At 37.6% G+C, this 17110-nt stretch carries 14 protein-coding genes and 3 pseudogenes; 2 read left to right on the forward strand and 15 right to left on the reverse strand.

Annotation, left to right across the window (positions count from 1 at the left end):
- Positions 1–60: 60 nt before the first annotated feature.
- Together ATS71_RS16540 and ATS71_RS18610 are read right to left on the reverse strand one after the other, a co-directional pair.
- Positions 61–522: pseudogene (locus tag ATS71_RS16540) on the reverse strand (MauE/DoxX family redox-associated membrane protein); the annotation flags it as partial.
- Positions 523–555: 33 nt separating this feature from the next.
- A pseudogene (locus ATS71_RS18610) lies at positions 556–681 on the reverse strand (IS256 family transposase); the annotation flags it as partial.
- Between ATS71_RS18610 and ATS71_RS16545 the strand changes: the two are divergent.
- Positions 665–880 (forward strand): Tn3 family transposase, encoded by a 216-nt coding sequence (locus ATS71_RS16545; protein WP_160327105.1) that lies wholly within the window; start codon positions 665–667, stop codon positions 878–880. The pseudogene ATS71_RS18610 and the gene ATS71_RS16545 sit on opposite strands and share 17 nt — an antisense overlap.
- A 169-nt stretch (positions 881–1049) precedes the next feature.
- Here ATS71_RS16545 and ATS71_RS16550 read toward each other — a convergent pair whose 3' ends face one another.
- From ATS71_RS16550 to merR, 6 genes are all read right to left on the reverse strand, one after another.
- Entirely contained in the window at positions 1050–1487 is a 438-nt protein-coding gene (locus ATS71_RS16550) for a MerR family transcriptional regulator (protein ID WP_058405800.1), read from the reverse strand.
- Positions 1488–1600: 113 nt separating this feature from the next.
- The gene (gene merA / locus ATS71_RS16555) at positions 1601–3040 is read right to left on the reverse strand and encodes a mercury(II) reductase (protein ID WP_058405801.1); all 1440 of its coding nucleotides are present in this window, start codon (positions 3038–3040) and stop codon (positions 1601–1603) included.
- Positions 3041–3060: 20 nt separating this feature from the next.
- Positions 3061–3480, reverse strand: a complete 420-nt coding sequence (merC, locus tag ATS71_RS16560; protein WP_058405802.1) for an organomercurial transporter MerC — start codon at positions 3478–3480, stop codon at positions 3061–3063.
- Positions 3480–3764 carry a mercury resistance system periplasmic binding protein MerP gene (merP, locus tag ATS71_RS16565; RefSeq protein ID WP_058405803.1) on the reverse strand — a complete coding sequence of 95 codons (285 nt, stop codon included), beginning with the start codon at positions 3762–3764 and terminating at the stop codon, positions 3480–3482. The genes merC and merP overlap by 1 nt, the downstream gene beginning before the upstream one ends.
- A gap of 46 nt (positions 3765–3810) precedes the next feature.
- Positions 3811–4158: a mercuric transporter MerT family protein gene (locus ATS71_RS16570; protein ID WP_058405804.1), complete on the reverse strand. Its 348-nt coding sequence runs from the start codon at positions 4156–4158 to the stop codon at positions 3811–3813.
- Positions 4159–4349: 191 nt separating this feature from the next.
- Positions 4350–4721, reverse strand: coding sequence for an Hg(II)-responsive transcriptional regulator (merR, locus tag ATS71_RS16575; protein WP_058405890.1), 372 nt, complete (start codon positions 4719–4721; stop codon positions 4350–4352).
- A gap of 351 nt (positions 4722–5072) precedes the next feature.
- Between merR and ATS71_RS16580 the strand changes: the two genes are divergently transcribed.
- Complete coding sequence (locus tag ATS71_RS16580) at positions 5073–5696, forward strand: recombinase family protein (protein ID WP_008467336.1); 624 nt, start codon at positions 5073–5075, stop codon at positions 5694–5696.
- A 32-nt stretch (positions 5697–5728) separates the two neighbouring features.
- On the opposite strand, the pseudogene ATS71_RS16585 reads toward ATS71_RS16580, so the two are convergent.
- The 7 genes and pseudogenes from ATS71_RS16585 to ATS71_RS16615 all read right to left on the reverse strand — a co-directional run.
- A pseudogene (locus ATS71_RS16585) lies at positions 5729–6511 on the reverse strand (IS256 family transposase); the annotation flags it as partial.
- Positions 6512–6758: 247 nt separating this feature from the next.
- Positions 6759–8102 carry a hypothetical protein gene (locus ATS71_RS16590; RefSeq protein ID WP_082653643.1) on the reverse strand — a complete coding sequence of 448 codons (1344 nt, stop codon included), beginning with the start codon at positions 8100–8102 and terminating at the stop codon, positions 6759–6761.
- On the reverse strand, positions 8095–10326 hold the full coding sequence (locus ATS71_RS16595) for an ATP-dependent DNA helicase (protein WP_058405805.1): 2232 nt from the start codon (positions 10324–10326) through the stop codon (positions 8095–8097). Before ATS71_RS16595 ends, ATS71_RS16590 begins: the two co-directional genes overlap by 8 nt.
- On the reverse strand, positions 10326–10769 hold the full coding sequence (locus tag ATS71_RS16600) for a hypothetical protein (RefSeq protein ID WP_058405806.1): 444 nt from the start codon (positions 10767–10769) through the stop codon (positions 10326–10328). The genes ATS71_RS16595 and ATS71_RS16600 overlap by 1 nt, the downstream gene beginning before the upstream one ends.
- 3 nt (positions 10770–10772) lie before the next feature.
- Positions 10773–11477: a hypothetical protein gene (locus tag ATS71_RS16605; RefSeq protein WP_058405807.1), complete on the reverse strand. Its 705-nt coding sequence runs from the start codon at positions 11475–11477 to the stop codon at positions 10773–10775.
- Positions 11470–13839 (reverse strand): hypothetical protein, encoded by a 2370-nt coding sequence (locus tag ATS71_RS16610; protein WP_058405808.1) that lies wholly within the window; start codon positions 13837–13839, stop codon positions 11470–11472. The genes ATS71_RS16605 and ATS71_RS16610 overlap by 8 nt, the downstream gene beginning before the upstream one ends.
- Positions 13829–17101 carry a hypothetical protein gene (locus ATS71_RS16615; protein WP_058405809.1) on the reverse strand — a complete coding sequence of 1091 codons (3273 nt, stop codon included), beginning with the start codon at positions 17099–17101 and terminating at the stop codon, positions 13829–13831. The genes ATS71_RS16610 and ATS71_RS16615 overlap by 11 nt, the downstream gene beginning before the upstream one ends.
- Between the last annotated feature and the right edge of the window lie 9 nt (positions 17102–17110).

A 17110-nucleotide genomic window follows, 5' to 3' on the forward strand; every position in this document is an offset into this window, starting at 1 on the left:
TGGGCTGGCATCCTAGGTCTAATCTTAACAGTTAAGGGGCCGCCGAATAGAGCTATACCTTTACATCAGCAGCATAATCAATGCTCCCGCGATCATAAATAAGTTTTCAGATAGCGATACAAATCCAAGTGGCACACTGCTATCGCCGCCTACACAGGCACACTTTAACTGGCGTTTGTCGATGTAAACGGCTTTGAAAACTGAAATTGCTCCAACTGTGCCGATAAACAATGAAAATGGTGCCACTGCGAGAGGCTGTAGTTGGGCAACCATACCAATACCTGCATATGCTTCAATGAAGGGATAAATATAACCATATCTTATCCATCTCATCGCTAGTAAATCATAAGTAATAAACGAATTTGTGAAACTGTATAGGTCTTTCAGTTTTTGCACCGCTAAGAGCGTCATTGAAAAAGCTATAAATAGCATCAGTGTTCTGATGGAGATAAATGAGCCGGAAGCAAAATGTTGAGATGCGACAGCAAGAAGTGCAGCTATCGAGAAAATGGCTACAACGGGAGGGCGTTCAGAATTCTGTGTCAGCCTAAGTTGCTAAATATCTAGCACACCATCTAACCTACCTTCGAAGTGGATGGCCAATTGCGACAATGTCAGATTCCAATTATGGATTGGCATTGTCCATTTCTTCGAGGCATTTAATATGCCTGCATACAATATTTATTATAATTCCGCGTTACTATCGGCATTTTTACAAATCCAAGAGAGGAACGGTAGGCAAGATGTGGTTGATGTTATTTCTCGGCTTTCACCTGTTGCTTGGCAACACATTAATCTAAATGGGGAATATGCCTTTAATAAAGACCGCAAAGAAATCGACTTAGCTGGTTTACTTAGTGATGTAGAATCAATAAGTTAAATCATAACATCTGTTTATATTTCTAATTCAACAGGTACTTCGCATGAAAGTGCCATTAAAAATTGGAGTTGTTGATATTCTATATGCTTGATATATACAAGCTAACATTGATAGAAAGTAGATAAGCTAACAAGTTTTTGGTCGAGCCATGAGCTGTTCTATAATTGTTCTAATTGCAAAACTCTTCAATTTGGTTTGTTATTAGATCTAAAAATACTTTTCTATGCTCGATTTTAGTAAGTAGCAGCTTTTGGATGTCGTCAGGAATTTTTCTTTCTCCTGCATCTATTGCCATTAGTAATGGCTTGATATCAATTACAAGAAGACCTGCCGCCCTTGCTGCTCGAATGAACTTTAATCTCTTTAATGCACATAAGCCGTAAAGGGAATAACCTGATTTAGTTTTTTCTTCGCAGTGTATTATATTCTCAAGTGCATAATTCCTTATAGTATGGACAGACGTTTGTGCAGCTTGTGCCAGTTGAGAAATACTCAAAGGAAAATCCAACGCATCATCATCACTATTAATGAACTTACTGATGTCAGGGATCTCCGTTAAAAAACTGACTTCACCAACAGGAATGTTTTCAACCTTAGATTTAATCATGGTTTAGCATGTTTCCAATTTGTGTTGTTAATGGAATGCCTTAATATATCTTGATTACATTCAATCAATTGGCACTCCATTAACATTTCTATAAGTACATTACCGTTAAATGATTACCCCGCGCAGCAAGATAGCTCTTTAACGTCTTTGCTAAAGGTTTGAGCGCATAGCTTCAATCCTTCAACCATCGTCAAATACGGAAATAGTTGACCTGCTAAATCCTCTACGGTCATGTTGTTATGAATGGCTAATGCTGCACTTTGTATAAGTTCACCACCTTCATGCGCGAGAATTTGTGCGCCTAATATCTCACCTGTTTGTTTTTCTGCAACTAGTTTGATAAATCCATCAGTTTCAAAATTTGCTAATGCTCTAGGTACGTTTTCCATATCAAGTACACGACTTATCGTATTTATTCCTTCCGCTGAAGCTTGTTCTTCGGTTAGACCCACCGTAGCAACTTGTGGGTCAGTGAATATAACAGCAGGCATGGTAGATAAGTCGAGTGGTGCATTTCCGCCCGTCATATTAATTCCGGCTCTACTTCCGGCAGCAGCAGCAACATAGACAAACTGTGGCATATTGGAGCAATCTCCTGCGGCATAAATGTTAGCTGTTGATGTTTCCATCATACTATTAACAATAATGGCACCACTTTTATCTGTTTTAACACCAACGTTTTCTAAACCAAGCTTGCCAGTATTTGCATGGCGACCAGTAGAAATAAGCAATTTTTCAGCGATTAATGTTCCTTCGTTAGTTTCTAATGAAAACCCATTGCTACCATAAGAAACATGACTTGCTTGCGTATTATTAAGTACACGAATGCCTTCTTTTTCAAAACATTCAGTCAGCTTTTCACCTAATAACGGATCTTCTGCATATAAAAGCGTATGTCGTGCTAATACTGTTACACTGCTACCCAAACGGGCATAAGCTTGTGCAATTTCCAGTGCTATAACAGAAGAGCCGATGACAACCAGACTACTTGGTAACTCCTCCGAAAATAAAGCTTCGGTTGATGTCCAATAAGGTGTATCAATTAGCCCATCAATAGGTGGAATACTTGGTGTAGAGCCTGTAGCAATTAAAATGCGATCTGCAACCAGCTCTTCTTCGTTACCATCAGCCTTTTGAACTAACAAGGTATTTTCATTTTTAAAACGCGCATAACCTTTAAGTAAAGATAGCGCAGGGTTGTTCTCTAAAATACTTTGATATTTAGCACCGCGTAATTCTTCAACACGAGCTGTTTGCTGATGTGCTAGTAAGGAGCGGCTAAGTTGTGGTTGAATATTCTCTAAACCATCAAATGGGTTAGTACGTTGCTGGTGCGCTAATTGCGCTGCACGGATCAATATTTTTGAAGGAACACAGCCTACATTTACACAGCAGCCACCGATAACATCAGCTCCCTCTATGATAGTAACTCTTGCTCCGCCTTCCGCTGCTTTAATAGCACTGGCAAATGCTCCTGAGCCACTACCAATAATGGCTACATGTAATTGTTCTGGCTGAGTGTCATTTGACGAGCAACAACTATTCGTTGACATATTTTATTCCTCTTAAAAAGTTAAGCGGTACAAGTTTCATCATCACAGCGTTTATTTGCTGGAGAAACCATGTCCCAAATTGATACAGCAGCCATCAGTCCTAGCCCCGTATAAGTAACGTATGAACTCCACCCGTACTGGAACCAAGGGTATAAAGAGAGTAAAACCAAAATGGGGCCAATTGAACCAACTAAACTGCGGTGCCATTGACGATGGCTAAACCAACTTAAGATATTCATTGTCAGCGCTAATACTGCAAACAGAGGGAATAACGTATTGATAAATAATCCTTCCCACTGACTAAGAAATCCCATACCAATTGCCGCACCTAGACTAGCTATCGCAGGAAAACACATAGCGCATCCCATTGCAGAAACAAGTGCGCCTATAGCGCCTGCTTTATCTCCGATACGCGTAACAAGATTTAAGGGGCTAAACATTACTTATTTTCACTTTTTAAATTTGATGGGTAGCCAGCATTGGTAGTCGCTGTGATTAATGCATTGATGTTGGTTTTAGTATCATCAAAAGAAACAATAGCTAGCTTAGGCTTGTAGGTAACTTTCGCTTTTTCAACGCCATCAACATTTTCTAACGATTTTTTAACTGTGATTGGGCATGTCGCACAGTTCATCGTTGGTACTTCCAGCGTAACTGTTTTTACTTCAGCAAAAGCACCAAAACTAGTAAGTGAAAGCAGTGCGGTTAATAATAATTTTTTCATAATTAGCTCCAAATTTTAAAATGTTATAAATTTCTTGATCTGTATATTAAGCAAACAAAAGTATCCAATAATTACTGGTCACAAAAATTGTTGCAGCTATAGCGCTCAGCCAGAAAATGACTTTTCGTTGTTGCTGCTTCTTAGGAACTGCACAGGCGGTTCCCGGCTCACACTCTTCTACTGGACGATAAATTTTCCAACCTGAGTAACCAAACAACAACACTACAAATGTGATAAATAATGGCCTATAGGGTTCAAATGCAGTTAAATTACCAATCCATGAGCCACTAACCCCCAGTAGTAGCAGGACTAAAGGACCTACACAGCATACGCCTGCGCCTAATGCTGCGATGATGCCTCCTATCATTGGAAGGTTTGATTCTTTTTGATTCATATGGATACCTCATTAAGTGATAATGCAAGTGTATTGTATGTACCTAGGTACGGAGTCAAGAGTGATTTATAAAAAATTTTATATTGGATAATCTGCTACGACAAATATGGGGAATAAGCTGACTTGAATTAAGGCGCAGACGTAAAATTGGATATGCTGTCTTAGTAGGAAATGGTAGTTAACCGAATCGTTTACTTCGGTTGCAACGAATCAATTATTGGGCAGTAGTTATCGTCATCATTATTTTGGCATTGTCCTAAATGTTCTTCCAAAGCGTGTTCTAACAGCAACAAGTCAGCCATCTTTTTTTGTACTGCGATCAGCTTTTTATTAGCTAATTCTTGTACTTTACTACATGGGCTATCGTTTAACGCAAGTAACCCTTCAATTTCATTTAGCGTAAAACCTAATTCTTGAGAACGCTTGATAAAATGTATTCTATTTACCGTTTCTTTCGGGTAATGTCTATAGCCCTGCATAGGCTTTGGTGGTTGTTTAATTAAGCCTTTGCGTTCATAAAAGCGAATTGTCTCGACATTTACACTCAGTTCTTTAGCCAACATACTTATGGTTCGTTTAGACACGTTATCAATTACCTTACTTACTTTTTGTTTACTTACTTTATATCTAATTAAAGTGACCATCAATGAATACCAGTTTAAACACCGCTAATTGATTTTGTTTTTTTCTTCTATTAAATAAGTAAAGTTATCGTTGTTACAACAATACTAAACCACAACAATGTATGGTTTATCCTTTTTCATTATCAAAGTCCAAATTAATGTTATTACATTTAGTTTTACATGAGTACACCCTAAAGACACTATTGAGATATCACAGGAAATTACGTAATGACACCACTTAAATAAACCTATATGATATGACACCATCTAAATAGACCTAATTAGGCAAAAATGTTCATAAGAGCATATTTACGAGCATCAACTTCTGAGCAAGATGCCAATAGAGCAAAAAGCTCATTAAAAAAATTCGTTTCTGGCTTTAGCAAACGAATAGCTTCTTTTTATATAGAAAATAAATCTGGCAATTCTTTAGATAGACCAGAGCTAATTCGTTTATTGGATGAATCAGAGTCCGGTGATGTTTTGTTAGTTGAATCAATCGATCGTTTAACAAGGTTAAGTCCCGATGATTGGAAAACTCTTGTAGCCTCAATAAATGAAAAAGGAATTAGTGTTGTTAGTTTAGATCTACCAACAAGTCATTTAACATTTGGTAGTTTTCCAAGTGATGATTTTATGAGATCAATACTTAGCGCTATTAATAATATGCTGTTAGAAATATTAGCGGCCAGTGCATATAAAGAATATCGAGAACGTGAACGTAAGCAAAAAGAAGGTATTGTGAAAGCACAGCAAAAGGGACTTTATCACGGTCGTCAGCCTGATTTAGAGGCTCATGATAGGATTGCCTCGTTTACTGAAGCTGGATTTAGTATTAATAAAACGGCTGAAGCAGTTGGAGTTAGTCGAAGTACGGTAATTAGAGTTAGAAAAAAGCTTAAAAATTTAGACTAAGGTTAATTTCGAGGGGATGGGCGCAAAACCCCAACATACTTCATCGAATTACGAATTTGATGAATAACGCACTCCTGTACTTCGGCGTCAGGATAGATTGTTGCTATTGCTTCAGGGAAACCTTTTAGTCCATCAACACAGGCAATTAAAATATCGGATACACCACGATTATGTAAATCTGTTAATACTGATAACCAATAGTTAGCCCCTTCACTTTCAGAGACATATAAACCAAGTAACTCTTTGCGGCCCTCGATATTGACACCTAGTACGGTATAAATAGCCTTACTCACGTAGCGCCCATTTTCTTTAATCTTATAATGAATGGCATCAAGCCAGATAAACGGGTAAAGCGTGTCTAAGCTGCGCGCTTGCCATGCTTTAAGCTCTGGTATCAGTTGGTCTGTTACGGCAGTGATGGTGGCCTCTGATACTTCAACGCCATACATATCCTGTATGTGGCCTCGAATATCTCGGTAGCTCATACCTAAAGCAAACATAGATAGAATTTTCTCATCAATTTCAGGCGTTAACTTGGTTTGGTTCTTTTTAACAAGCTGAGGTTCAAACGAACCTGAACGGTCTCTGGGCGTTTCAAGTTCGAATTGACCTATGGATGACTTAACTGTTTTTTTGGTTGAACCATTTTTACGGTTAACTTCGGTCTCAGATTCTAAATGCTGCTCTAATTCAGCTTTAAGAGCCGCTTCGGTGAGTTGTTTGATTAATGGTGTTAGAACACCGTCTTCGCCAGTAAGATCTTTACCAGCTTGAAGTTCAGCTAATGCTTTGCTGAAGTCGAAAGATTGAGTCATGTGTCACTCCTGTTTTCTTAATAATACTGAAATGACACAGATTTCTAAACACTACCGTAAGCCCTTCTATAACTTCTTTAGTGGGATTTCCGTGAGGTGTTGTTTTTAACCACTCTTTGTTACTGTGGTCAACCTTGACTACGTTCCCGTGTACTATTAATCCCAATTACAGCCTCTTTCGCCTAACACTTTAACAATTCAGTCTAACCATTTATTGATTAAAAATAAATTTATATAATTATTTGCACTAACTTTGTTGTGTCAAATTAGCTTTTAACCTTTCTATCTCTAATAGTAATTTCTGATTCTCACTATCTTTCTGTTCGGCAATTTCAATCATTTTTTTCTTTTCCAATTCAAGACGTATTTTATCTGATTCTAATTCACTAATCTTCAATGACTTTTTAAAAGACTCCGTTTTTTGCATTGTTCTTTTTCGACTTGAAATATAATCTTCTAAGGAGCCTGAACTGCGATGGGTCATTTCTCTTTCCAACTGAAGTGCAATAGCGGTTTCACTTGCACTAAAACCTAACTCTATTGCAGCGTCCAGATGTTTATCAAGGCTATCTCCTGCAAACTTATGACGTAAAGAATAAATTGATTTACCTTTAGGCCAGCCAAGTTCTGTGGTGATTTCACTAAAGATCTTGCTAATATTCTCTGCCGTTAGTGGTTTAAAGCTGTTAGGGTCTAAAAACAAATGCCCTTCATAGCTACCTGTATCAACATTCCTAAGAAATTCATTCAAATCATTCTTAATGAAATGACTAATTGCTAGCACAGTAGATAACCTAAAGTTTATCGGCATAGTATTACCTTGCTTTGCTAGCTTCGGAACAACCGACAAGTAATCTTGTTTGTTTAGGTCGAATTCTTTAGTGATAATTTCATCTGAAAATTGAAGCCTTTTATAACTACTAACTGAAATTGGGCGACTACCAGTTTCATTCATAATCTGCGCAATTAGCAATAATGACGTGCGTTCATAACCGTCATATTCATTAATGATATAATTGTTTAATTCTTCTAGTTCGTATTCGCTAGCATCTTTCTTTTGTCTACTTCTTTTATCACAATCTCTGAATAATTCTGGATAAAGTGAATCATTGTTTGGCTTTTCGTTTCTAGATACGGCGATTTCCTTCAACAATAATGATGATGTTATTTGATATGAGAACTTATTAGCCGGATCAAAACCAAGAATATTTGGGTGATATGTACCTTGCTTTTGTACCCAATGATAAAAGTTATAGATTGGCATCAAAAAGTCGCTATTGACCGTCTGTTTAGCAACGTTTTCATCACCTCGATATCGTGAATCTGTTGTCGTTTCTTTCAAGCAGAACGTCCTAAATTCCCTCATGCGAGAGTCATTCATTTCAAGCCAGCTTATTTTATGTTTACCAGAGTTCAAAAATTTAAATAATCGTCTAAACGCTTTTCTATAGGTACGCTTGGTTTTAGGATCTCTATCAAGATCGATTAGAAAATCAGTAGGTCCCCAAAGGACCTCTCCGTTAATATCTTGATAGACGTAGTGATCGTGACGGTCATAGCGTATTTTTGTTTCAGTAATCTTGTTACTCACCTGAAACCTCCAATTTCAAAGGGGTGCCGTGATGTCTTTTAGCACTAAAATCAGTTGTATTAACTTGAGCAACTAGCTGGCTCTTATTGCCGATAAACAGAATGGAATCACTAGAAGCGTTAATACATGTATAAAGCCAAGGTTTATTAATCAAATAGAAATTATCCAAAACAACTAAGGAATGAGTAAATTGATTAGTTTGAACCTTATGCGCCGTAATTGCATAACACAGCGAAATACTTTCAATATCATCTGATGACAAATCGATACAATCATCGCCAATGTTTATCTTCATCCAATACTCACGCCCATATATAACGACAGGCTTTTCGTATATTTCTGCTATGTTTGCCAACGTACCAACTGGTACATCAACAAACTTATTAGATTTAGCAAAAATAATAGGCTCCCCCGCATAGAAAACAGATTCTCCAATTTCTAGCTTTGCTACTTTTTTTCGGTTAAAACGAATACGCTGAACTTGAGAATTTATGTCATCGCATAACTGAGGATTCGAACAAATGATCTTAGGTACATCACTTAACATTGGAATCAATTCGAACCAAATATTGATTGTAATGGCACTAAGCATCTCGTGAGATTTATCTTCAGTATGGTAAATACTTAGGCTTTGTTCTTTTGACACGTCAAATGCAGGAATAGCATCAAATACTGATGATGCCGTGCTGCCCATTAAAGAGCTATATAGCCGCTGGATATTAAGCTGGGACTCGGCACCATTGACCTCAACTAACTCTGTTACGGCTTCACTTTTCAATTCAACAGCTTGTTTAAAAAACGATCCCGGACCTATAGGCGGTAATGTAAATTTATCACCAATAAAACAAATGTGAGCATTAAGAGGAACAACCTTTAATAGTTTATATAACGTTAACATATCAACTGAATGTGAATTTTCTATCAGTATAAGTGCTCCTGACAATGCGCCTTTTAGGTTTCGCTTTTTTGCCTGTGAAATGAAGCGATTAATAGATTCTCCCTTTAAATTAGGCAGTATATTGTCTCCATTACAAACAACTGAATTAACTCTCCAAACGTTAATACCATTATTAAGGCATACATCAATGATGATCTGGGATAGCAAAGACTTTCCTGTACCAGCTTCTCCTACAATAAAAGAAACAGGTCGATTAAAGGCATTACCTAATGCCTGTAACTGAAGAGGATTTAGTTCAACACTGTGGTGATCTAATATTGATAACGTTTCGTCAAACGCCAACGAATTCGTATCAAATAGCTGCTTTATCTTAGATAAACGCCTGTGAAGTAATGCATTAATTGCCTTTTCAATCGCCTGATGACCTAAGATTTGTATAGTGTCATTTTGTTTGTTGAAACAAAGTGTCTGAAAAGCACAGTCTTCAATTTCATTAAGTTCAAGCCCAATGCCTGCTTCAATCAGTTCAGCTTTGACTTCATTAGCAGGTAACGCCATATCACCGTTATTGCTATGTGCTGAATAAAGTAGTGATTCAACAAATGAAATAGCTCTACGCTTATCGTTTAAATTGATATCAAAGTTAGCTCTTACTTTTTTGTCTAGTGATTTCCATGTCCGCTTTGCAGCATTTACAGATGTTATAGGATAGAGCAGATATGGATTCTTTTTTATCAAGCTAATTGCGTCACGGCCTAGTAGTTGACGAGTACTTTCAACATACTCAACTGGTAATTTGTGTCGTTCAAAAAATAGATTTAATTCACTTTCACCAACAGCCTTAGCCCAACCATCACAAAGATTTTGAGCCATAACTGGTGAGATTTTTAGCTTTTTACAGTTAGATAACTTTTTAGCTGAGTAACTTTGTAAAACTGCAAATAAATCTTCACCAAAAGCGAGATTAAGTTTCTTCGTCCAATAGCTATTTATACCGACAAAATGGGCGTTGTAGATAAGGAAATCACAAAGTACCTCAGTTGAAATTTCTGCGTTGGGGTGCAGCTTTAAAGCCTCATCTACAATGAACTGTGAGCCATATTCTTTATCAAAGGAATAATCACCAGTCGCTCTCCAGATTTCTCCTGTTTGCGGGATTGACGTAATCGCACCGAATTCAGCCTTAACGACTATTTTTTCACGTGCAACCTTTAATAAAAATATAGATGAGATACCACGTTTATCTTGTGTATAGTGCCGAACTAAAGTGACTACGCCTGTTAATTGCTTAACATCTTCGTGAAATGATATATTGCTTATTTGCATCACACGTCACCGTCATCCAAGTAAAGCTTTGGAATATACCGACCTGTTGCCAACAAAAACTCTTCTGAAGCCAGATCTAATTGAATAGAGTTAAGCTGGGTCTCTAATACCTTAACTTTCAATTCAAGCTCACTATTTGAAACCATATTTTCTACATTTTCTTTTGCTGAATTTTCTTCTTCAACATCATCAGGTAGTTCAATCTCAAGCCCGTTTTGTTTTCGAACTAGCTTCTCTATTGGACCATCAGGAGCAAATAACTTTTGTAGATCTTCATTCGTATCAAGTGTTGATTTAGGCACATTATGCATCTTGAAAATTTGAGTCTTGTTAACCCGACCTTGATACAAAGGGATAACAGGCGAAGTATTTACCCAATCTGCTATCTTTTTAGCATTCTGTTTACCGATATCCTGAGAAGATTTTCTGCGCTTATTCACCATGATTTACTTCCCCGGAAAATCAATAATAGAGGTGCTTTCGTCAGCATTTTCGTAGTCGATACCATGTTCGTCTAAAAGCTTTTTTAGCTTTGTATTTTCGATGCTAAGCTGCTTGCTCTTTAGATCAGACTGCTTAAGTTGTTTTTTCTTCAGATCAAGCTGGGATTTTATAGACAAACGTACACTTTCAATCTGGTTCTCTAGCGTGCAGTTTTCTTCTTCCAAGTGTTTGTTAGTCACTCGAAGTTCAATTAACTCGTATGCCAGCCCTTGGTGATTAGCTTTAGATATTTTCAGCTCTTCCTCTAGCTCTTGTAGGGCGTTCTTTTCTTTAGTGTTGGCTTGCAGCTTGGCCTTAAACTTCAGCCTTTCCCAAAGGTTAAGTTTATTTTTATCGCCATAAATTTTTAATTTTAAGCTCGTGGGTATAGCATCTAAAGACTTTGCAGACGTTGTATATGGCGGAATATCATATTGCTTAACAACTTCCTTACTATTTTGTTTACCGTTCCAATTTCTAAGTCCTGTAGGGCTGGTAGGAAAGAATTCAAGGACATATTTTCCTTTGTCATCAACTTGTTTATTACCTTGAACCAATACAAAAGGGATGCCTTCGTTTGCCCACTTTTCAAGTATTTCTACTTTTCGTTCAATACGCTCAAAGGCTTCTTTTTGTTGAGGATCTTGGTTTTGATTTGTCTTAGCCATTAGGTTGCCCCCCTTTGAAAATACTCTTACTTCTTTCCATTGCGCGTTCATGGCTTTCTATCAAAATAGATAAGTTATCGCTTTGCTCCTTTGCTCGCATACGTTCAATAGGAAGCATTGAAAAATCAGTTAGGACAGCCTTTAGCGCGATTAAGTCTTCTTTCATTATGTTTAGTTGAGTTCGTTTTACTTCTTGGTATACACAGCCCTTACAAACAGATGGCTCACAAGGAGACTTATGCTTTTTAGCTTCATTCTCTTTTTTATGGCAAGTTGCGTGGGGTTTAGGCTTGTGTTTATGACCTCTAGCATCAAGTACTTGAGCTATTTCATTACTTTTTTCTTCGTCAGGTAATTCGCTAAAGCCTTTACCGTACTTGTCTTTGGTATAGTTGTTGAACCTCACACTCTTTTGCAAAACGCGGTAAACCTTTTTCAAATAAGAAGTATATTTACCTGCCATTTCTTCGGTGCCCATAAGTAAAGCCAGAATGTCTTTTGCCGTTGTTTCAACACCTACTTCAGCAATGATTTTATCTAGAGACTTATTTTCTTCTTTTATCGCAATGGTTGATTCAGCTTTCTCATTTCGAGTCAGCTTGGTTTTATGATGAAGTTGCTCATGCGTTTCTCTAGCGGCAGGCTCCGTTACATAAACAGTTGTTTCTTCGGGATCAACATGTCCTAGCTGGTGACATAATGCTAGTAAGTCTGCGTTTTTATACTGATAATGGTAAATAACAGCGTAGATACGTCTGAATGGGTGGCTTGACATGTCCACTTCAGCATCATCTAGCACCATTTTTAAAAATGCATTGCCAGTGATCTTTGAATCTTTTCCCTTATTAAAATGATATTTATAGTGTTTAAAGTTTCCTTGATCATCAATTCGAAAACTTGGCACATTAAACAAACCGTCAACATCAACAGCGCCCCATGCTTTTTTCAATTTAATTAAGCATTGAATTGCTTTAGTGCTACCGTTGTTAGTTGTGTACCAGCGTCGCTCACCATTTTTCTCGTTATAAAAGCACGCTTGATACCAATTGAATTTTTTATCTTTACAGCGAAAGAACTCTTCCGTAATGCCAATAAGAGGGTGCTGGACTTCGGCTTGTCTTCTTGCGTTGTAAGTTTGCAATATGACATAGCATGCGGTCATCAATAACGTGATTACTTCGGTTACAGAGAACGCCTCAGAATCTTTATCTGAAGCGGTTAAACTCGATTTGTGAATTTCAATACCTAGCAGTTTTTCAAGCTCTTTAACTTTTTTCGAACTAACTAAAAACTCTGGAAATCTACCTTCAGTCAGTGTTCGATGGCGAAGCCCTTCATCAAGGTATTGATTTTTTAAGTTGGTAATTTCATTTACTAATGAAATTATTTTGGATGAATATTCGTATACCCAAAGGTGTGAACCGCCTAATAGATCAACAACATGTTCTAAATCCAAATTTTTTGTGCGACCAGCAACTTTACCTAGTTTTTTAGAAAGCTGGTTGGGGTTAGGAAAAGGAATAAACTGCATCCGATCTTCATTATCTAGTTTTGCAAACCTATTCCAAGTACCAAACCAGTTATTCAAAGATTTAACGGCTGGTTGAGAAGGTGCAGATGCGCCTTTAGATGCTAAACGAGCACCGAATTTAACTCCCTTTGATTTTAGGTGTTCTGTTACTTTTTTGTAAACGCTGGTTGGAACTTGATTTTCTAGACTAACCGCACCGATACATTGGGCAATCTTAGGTACTCTTATACTAGTTACTTTAGAGTTTTCGGTATTACCGTCTTTGATTAAAAATGGCTCTAGTTCGTCATTCTCGATTAACAAATCGACAAATGAATTAACTCGTTCATGCAAGGCTAGCGTTGCTGGAATACCACCTTCTTTGAGCGTTACTTTCATCTTATCGATTTGCTTTTGATTTACACCATTTAGTACGAGATGACCATGTAAGCACATATATTCAATGAATTGCGCTGCAACGTTAACTTGCGACATTATCCCTGTTTTTACAAATGTCGGCGTATGTTTAGCTCTGTTTGCATAGATATCGACGATTTCAACAAGCGCCTTGGCATAGTCAGGGTAAACCAAGATAGGCACTGGGTGCTGCCACCCCGCAGCACCGGGAACCCATATATCACGTAGATCTACAGAGCCTTTTTGCACTACCGTTTCATTGGCTTTCGCGCCAGTGATCTTTGCATGATAATGTAAAACAGTACCTTCAATAGAGAGCTTTTCATCTGTAACTTGCAACAGTTTTGCATTTTCTAAAAGCAGGTCGTCATGCTCTTCCAGTATCTCTTCCGGCTTTATGTCTTCTAAGAACTGGTACTTAAGATTACTGTTCATTTTCTAATCTCCCTTTAGCGTCTTTGAACATTAGAGGATTGGATAACTCTACATACTTCACTAAACCAAACGTAAATCGCATGTCAGGCGCTATATACTCATCAAAATACTCTCTACCATGCTTTGCCAGCAGCACCTCACCACGTGCTATGTAATAAGCCTGATGTCGCAGAGTTCGTACAAATTCATCAACACCTAGTTCTACGCGATTGAACTCACATCCTTCTCCTGAATGGCATTTTCGACCTTTACAAATGCTATCTTGCTTAGATTTATCAACAGCAGCGAAGATGTCTGTGCATGATGAGCCGTCTGCTAAAATGAACCAATCTGGCAATTCTTCTTTATGGTCTGCTGGTGCTACGATTAAATCTTCGTCAATGTTGTTGCGATCTAAGCCGTATTTCTCTATTGATGTTTCTTTATGTCTAAACTGGACGGTTGTCTCAAATTTTCGCTGAAAGTCAGCATTGTTGGCTTCATATTCAATCACGGCGATAGGGTGCGTTAGATAAGCAGAAGTGACTCTACTGCTTGCATGATTCCGTTCTCGTTGTGAATTAACCAAGCTACCGTCGATACCTTTTCTAAGGTTCATTTGATGTTTGGCTAATAACTCCATCCGGAAATATGGAAGGGTGTAGTGATCACGCAGCCTGTCTATAATAGCTGCCGATAGGAAATTTAGTTTTGTCGAACCCGGAGTATCCCAAATACTATCTGGTTGAAAGTCCATTCGTATCATGTTGTCATGATGTTGGATAAGAAAGCTGATCACCTCACGAATTTCTCTTTCATGAGGCTCAATCGTAACGGGCGTAGTCTCTTTACCTACTTTTTCTTTGAAGCCAGCAAGTACAAAAGATCCTTCTGGCATTTGCTCTGGCAAATTTGCACGAGTCAATGTAGCTATTACATCTTTATTCCAAGTGGTTCTGATAACTAATCTTATAAAGCACACAAGAAGAACATTTTTAGGCAAAAATATGCCTGACCAAAAGAAATCTCTCATACCTGTACTTGAGTTAGGAAACCAGTGTTTCACATAAGTCGGGATTAACTCAGATTTTTGAGAGCAGTAAATTGAGCCTGATATGCCAATGGATAGTTGATGTCGAAGGTAAGCCCCTATCACAACTTCATTTGTAAATTCCTTTCTGATGGAACTTGCTTGTGACTTTAAAATCAACCGACCTTCGTCAACCTGATTATCTTTAACTAGAACAGTAACTTCTTCTGGGGTATCTTTGATGTGAACCCCATTTTCGTCTTTTTCCGTATAAGTGTTAAAAGTAGATACAAGCTGTTTATAACATTCAACTTCTTTCTTACACGCATTTAGTATCTGGTTAATTGGCTTTTCAAAGTACGCTTGTACACTTTTTCTTAGTTCTGACAGCGATTGTTGTTGGTTTAAAATAGGGCTGGGTAAGACATCGCCATTCTCATCTACAGGCTCAATTAGTTTTTGAGCATTCATTTCATCAGAAGCGCTAAACCGAGATTTGAAACCACAGTTTTTTATATCAATCTGGCCGTTGATTTTACCCGCGTGATTACTTAAAAATGTTCGTAGACTTTGGCTTCTAGGTGCTTTTAATTGTATATCTTGCTCATCGATGATGTCTTCAAGTTGAGCAAAGCCCAACCTGAAATCCCGCTGCTCTAGGTCAGATAAAGGGCTGATAAGGATATGCCTTACTTGCGCTGACTCTAATGATGTATCTACGACATAGCCTAAAGTTCGCTCTATGTCAGATAAAGATATGGCAGGCATCGGCGTGGTTTTTGTGTACGTTTGTAGGTTGTTCAACGCCGTGACTAGCACGCTATTTAATTTTAATAAGGGGGTTAATTTGGTCAGGTTAAACTCGACGGTAACATCACTCTTTTTACCGTTAACTTTGGAATACCCTTGAAAAGCCATAGTTTTAACTTTTTCTTTTACATTGATAGTCGAATCAATCTCAAAATCGTTTAATAATTTTCCACTTTGAGTTGGGATATCACATAAGTTCAGAAAGTCACGAATAAGGCGTAGCTTTTCTTGTTTCTTGTCTGGGAAGTGTTTGGTGATTAATAGCTCTAGATCTATTAAACCCTTGGAAACATTATAAGTAATCAAGTCTTCGGGTTTTTTAGCTAATAATAGTCTCGCGTCACTATATCCCCCTTGCTGAAGCAGCATCAAGATTTCTATTAGGTCAGTTACGCTGTCCGTATCGGCAACGCTGGTTTCTGATATTTTTTCGAACTGATTAAAACAATTCTCGCCCACACTCTCTAACGGCAGAACCAATGGTAGTTGAAACGAATCTACAATATGCTCAACGTTCTTACATTGTATTATGAATCGTGGTTTAAATTTTAACTGACCTGAGCTGTTGAAATTGGTTTTGAAGAGGTCTTTCGCTTTATTTAGCTCAGGAGCGGTTAGTCCATGATCAAATAGTTTCTGTCTAAACAGTGTACTTAGCTGATTCAACTTTCTATTTGGCAATGCCTTATGTAAGCATTTCTCAAAATCGATTAGTGCATCGTTAATTTTATTTGGGGTTAATAAGTTTAAGGGACTGTTAAGTAATATTTTTATTTCAGAATATTCAGGCCACTGATCAATTTCACGTATTAATTTTTTTAAGCCCGCAATGACTGAGTATTCAAAGGGGGCTTCTTTTGATGCGTTTTCTAAATTGACCAGAAGATTGTGTAAAACCGAATCGTTAACAAATAGATTTGGGAAGGTATCGGGATCAATAACGGCAAATTTTGTTTGATTTCTTACATAGACGGTAAAAAGGTCGATGTTAGGGTTTTTCTTAAAGTCTACAGTTGTTGATAATAGTGTTTCATAAGCTAATTCTGATGCATTGAAGCCACTTTCTATGGGAGCACTGAATGAATTGAAAAAGTTTCTGACTGCGGTGCTGTAACTTTTGGCTCTGCTCAAAGGAAAGCTGTTTATTAATGCTAGCTCAACTGACTTGTAACCTTGGATTAGATCTGTGATGGTTATAGTTTCTGGTTTACGCACTAATAAATGGATTAATGCTTGGTGCTCTTCTTCGTCAGCTTTTATCAGTTGCAGTAACTTTGATATCGCTAATCGTAAATTGTAATGCGCAAGAGAAGAGCTTTTTTCGTTTTCATCATCCCATTTTGAGCAGATTAAACAATGTTGTAAAAAGCTACCTTTTGGGGCTAAGCTTTGGAAAATTGCATTGTCGATGTTGAGGATGCTTTTATTGTTATAGTTTTTCATGGGCTGACT

Source organism: Pseudoalteromonas sp. H71 (genome assembly GCF_001468485.1).
Classification (GTDB): Bacteria; Pseudomonadota; Gammaproteobacteria; order Enterobacterales; family Alteromonadaceae; genus Pseudoalteromonas.

What these genes read in the sequence shown, in the direction of transcription:
- ATS71_RS16545 (WP_160327105.1), top strand. Translation starts at nt 665, where the DNA reads ATGCCTGCATACAATATTTATTATAATTCCGCGTTACTATCGGCATTT.
- ATS71_RS16550 (WP_058405800.1), bottom strand. Translation starts at nt 1,487, where the DNA reads ATGATTAAATCTAAGGTTGAAAACATTCCTGTTGGTGAAGTCAGTTTT.
- merA (WP_058405801.1), bottom strand. Translation starts at nt 3,040, where the DNA reads ATGTCAACGAATAGTTGTTGCTCGTCAAATGACACTCAGCCAGAACAA.
- merC (WP_058405802.1), bottom strand. Translation starts at nt 3,480, where the DNA reads ATGTTTAGCCCCTTAAATCTTGTTACGCGTATCGGAGATAAAGCAGGC.
- merP (WP_058405803.1), bottom strand. Translation starts at nt 3,764, where the DNA reads ATGAAAAAATTATTATTAACCGCACTGCTTTCACTTACTAGTTTTGGT.
- ATS71_RS16570 (WP_058405804.1), bottom strand. Translation starts at nt 4,158, where the DNA reads ATGAATCAAAAAGAATCAAACCTTCCAATGATAGGAGGCATCATCGCA.
- merR (WP_058405890.1), bottom strand. Translation starts at nt 4,721, where the DNA reads ATGTTGGCTAAAGAACTGAGTGTAAATGTCGAGACAATTCGCTTTTAT.
- ATS71_RS16580 (WP_008467336.1), top strand. Translation starts at nt 5,073, where the DNA reads ATGTTCATAAGAGCATATTTACGAGCATCAACTTCTGAGCAAGATGCC.
- ATS71_RS16595 (WP_058405805.1), bottom strand. Translation starts at nt 10,326, where the DNA reads ATGCAAATAAGCAATATATCATTTCACGAAGATGTTAAGCAATTAACA.
- ATS71_RS16600 (WP_058405806.1), bottom strand. Translation starts at nt 10,769, where the DNA reads ATGGTGAATAAGCGCAGAAAATCTTCTCAGGATATCGGTAAACAGAAT.
- ATS71_RS16605 (WP_058405807.1), bottom strand. Translation starts at nt 11,477, where the DNA reads ATGGCTAAGACAAATCAAAACCAAGATCCTCAACAAAAAGAAGCCTTT.
- ATS71_RS16610 (WP_058405808.1), bottom strand. Translation starts at nt 13,839, where the DNA reads ATGAACAGTAATCTTAAGTACCAGTTCTTAGAAGACATAAAGCCGGAA.
- ATS71_RS16615 (WP_058405809.1), bottom strand. Translation starts at nt 17,101, where the DNA reads ATGAAAAACTATAACAATAAAAGCATCCTCAACATCGACAATGCAATT.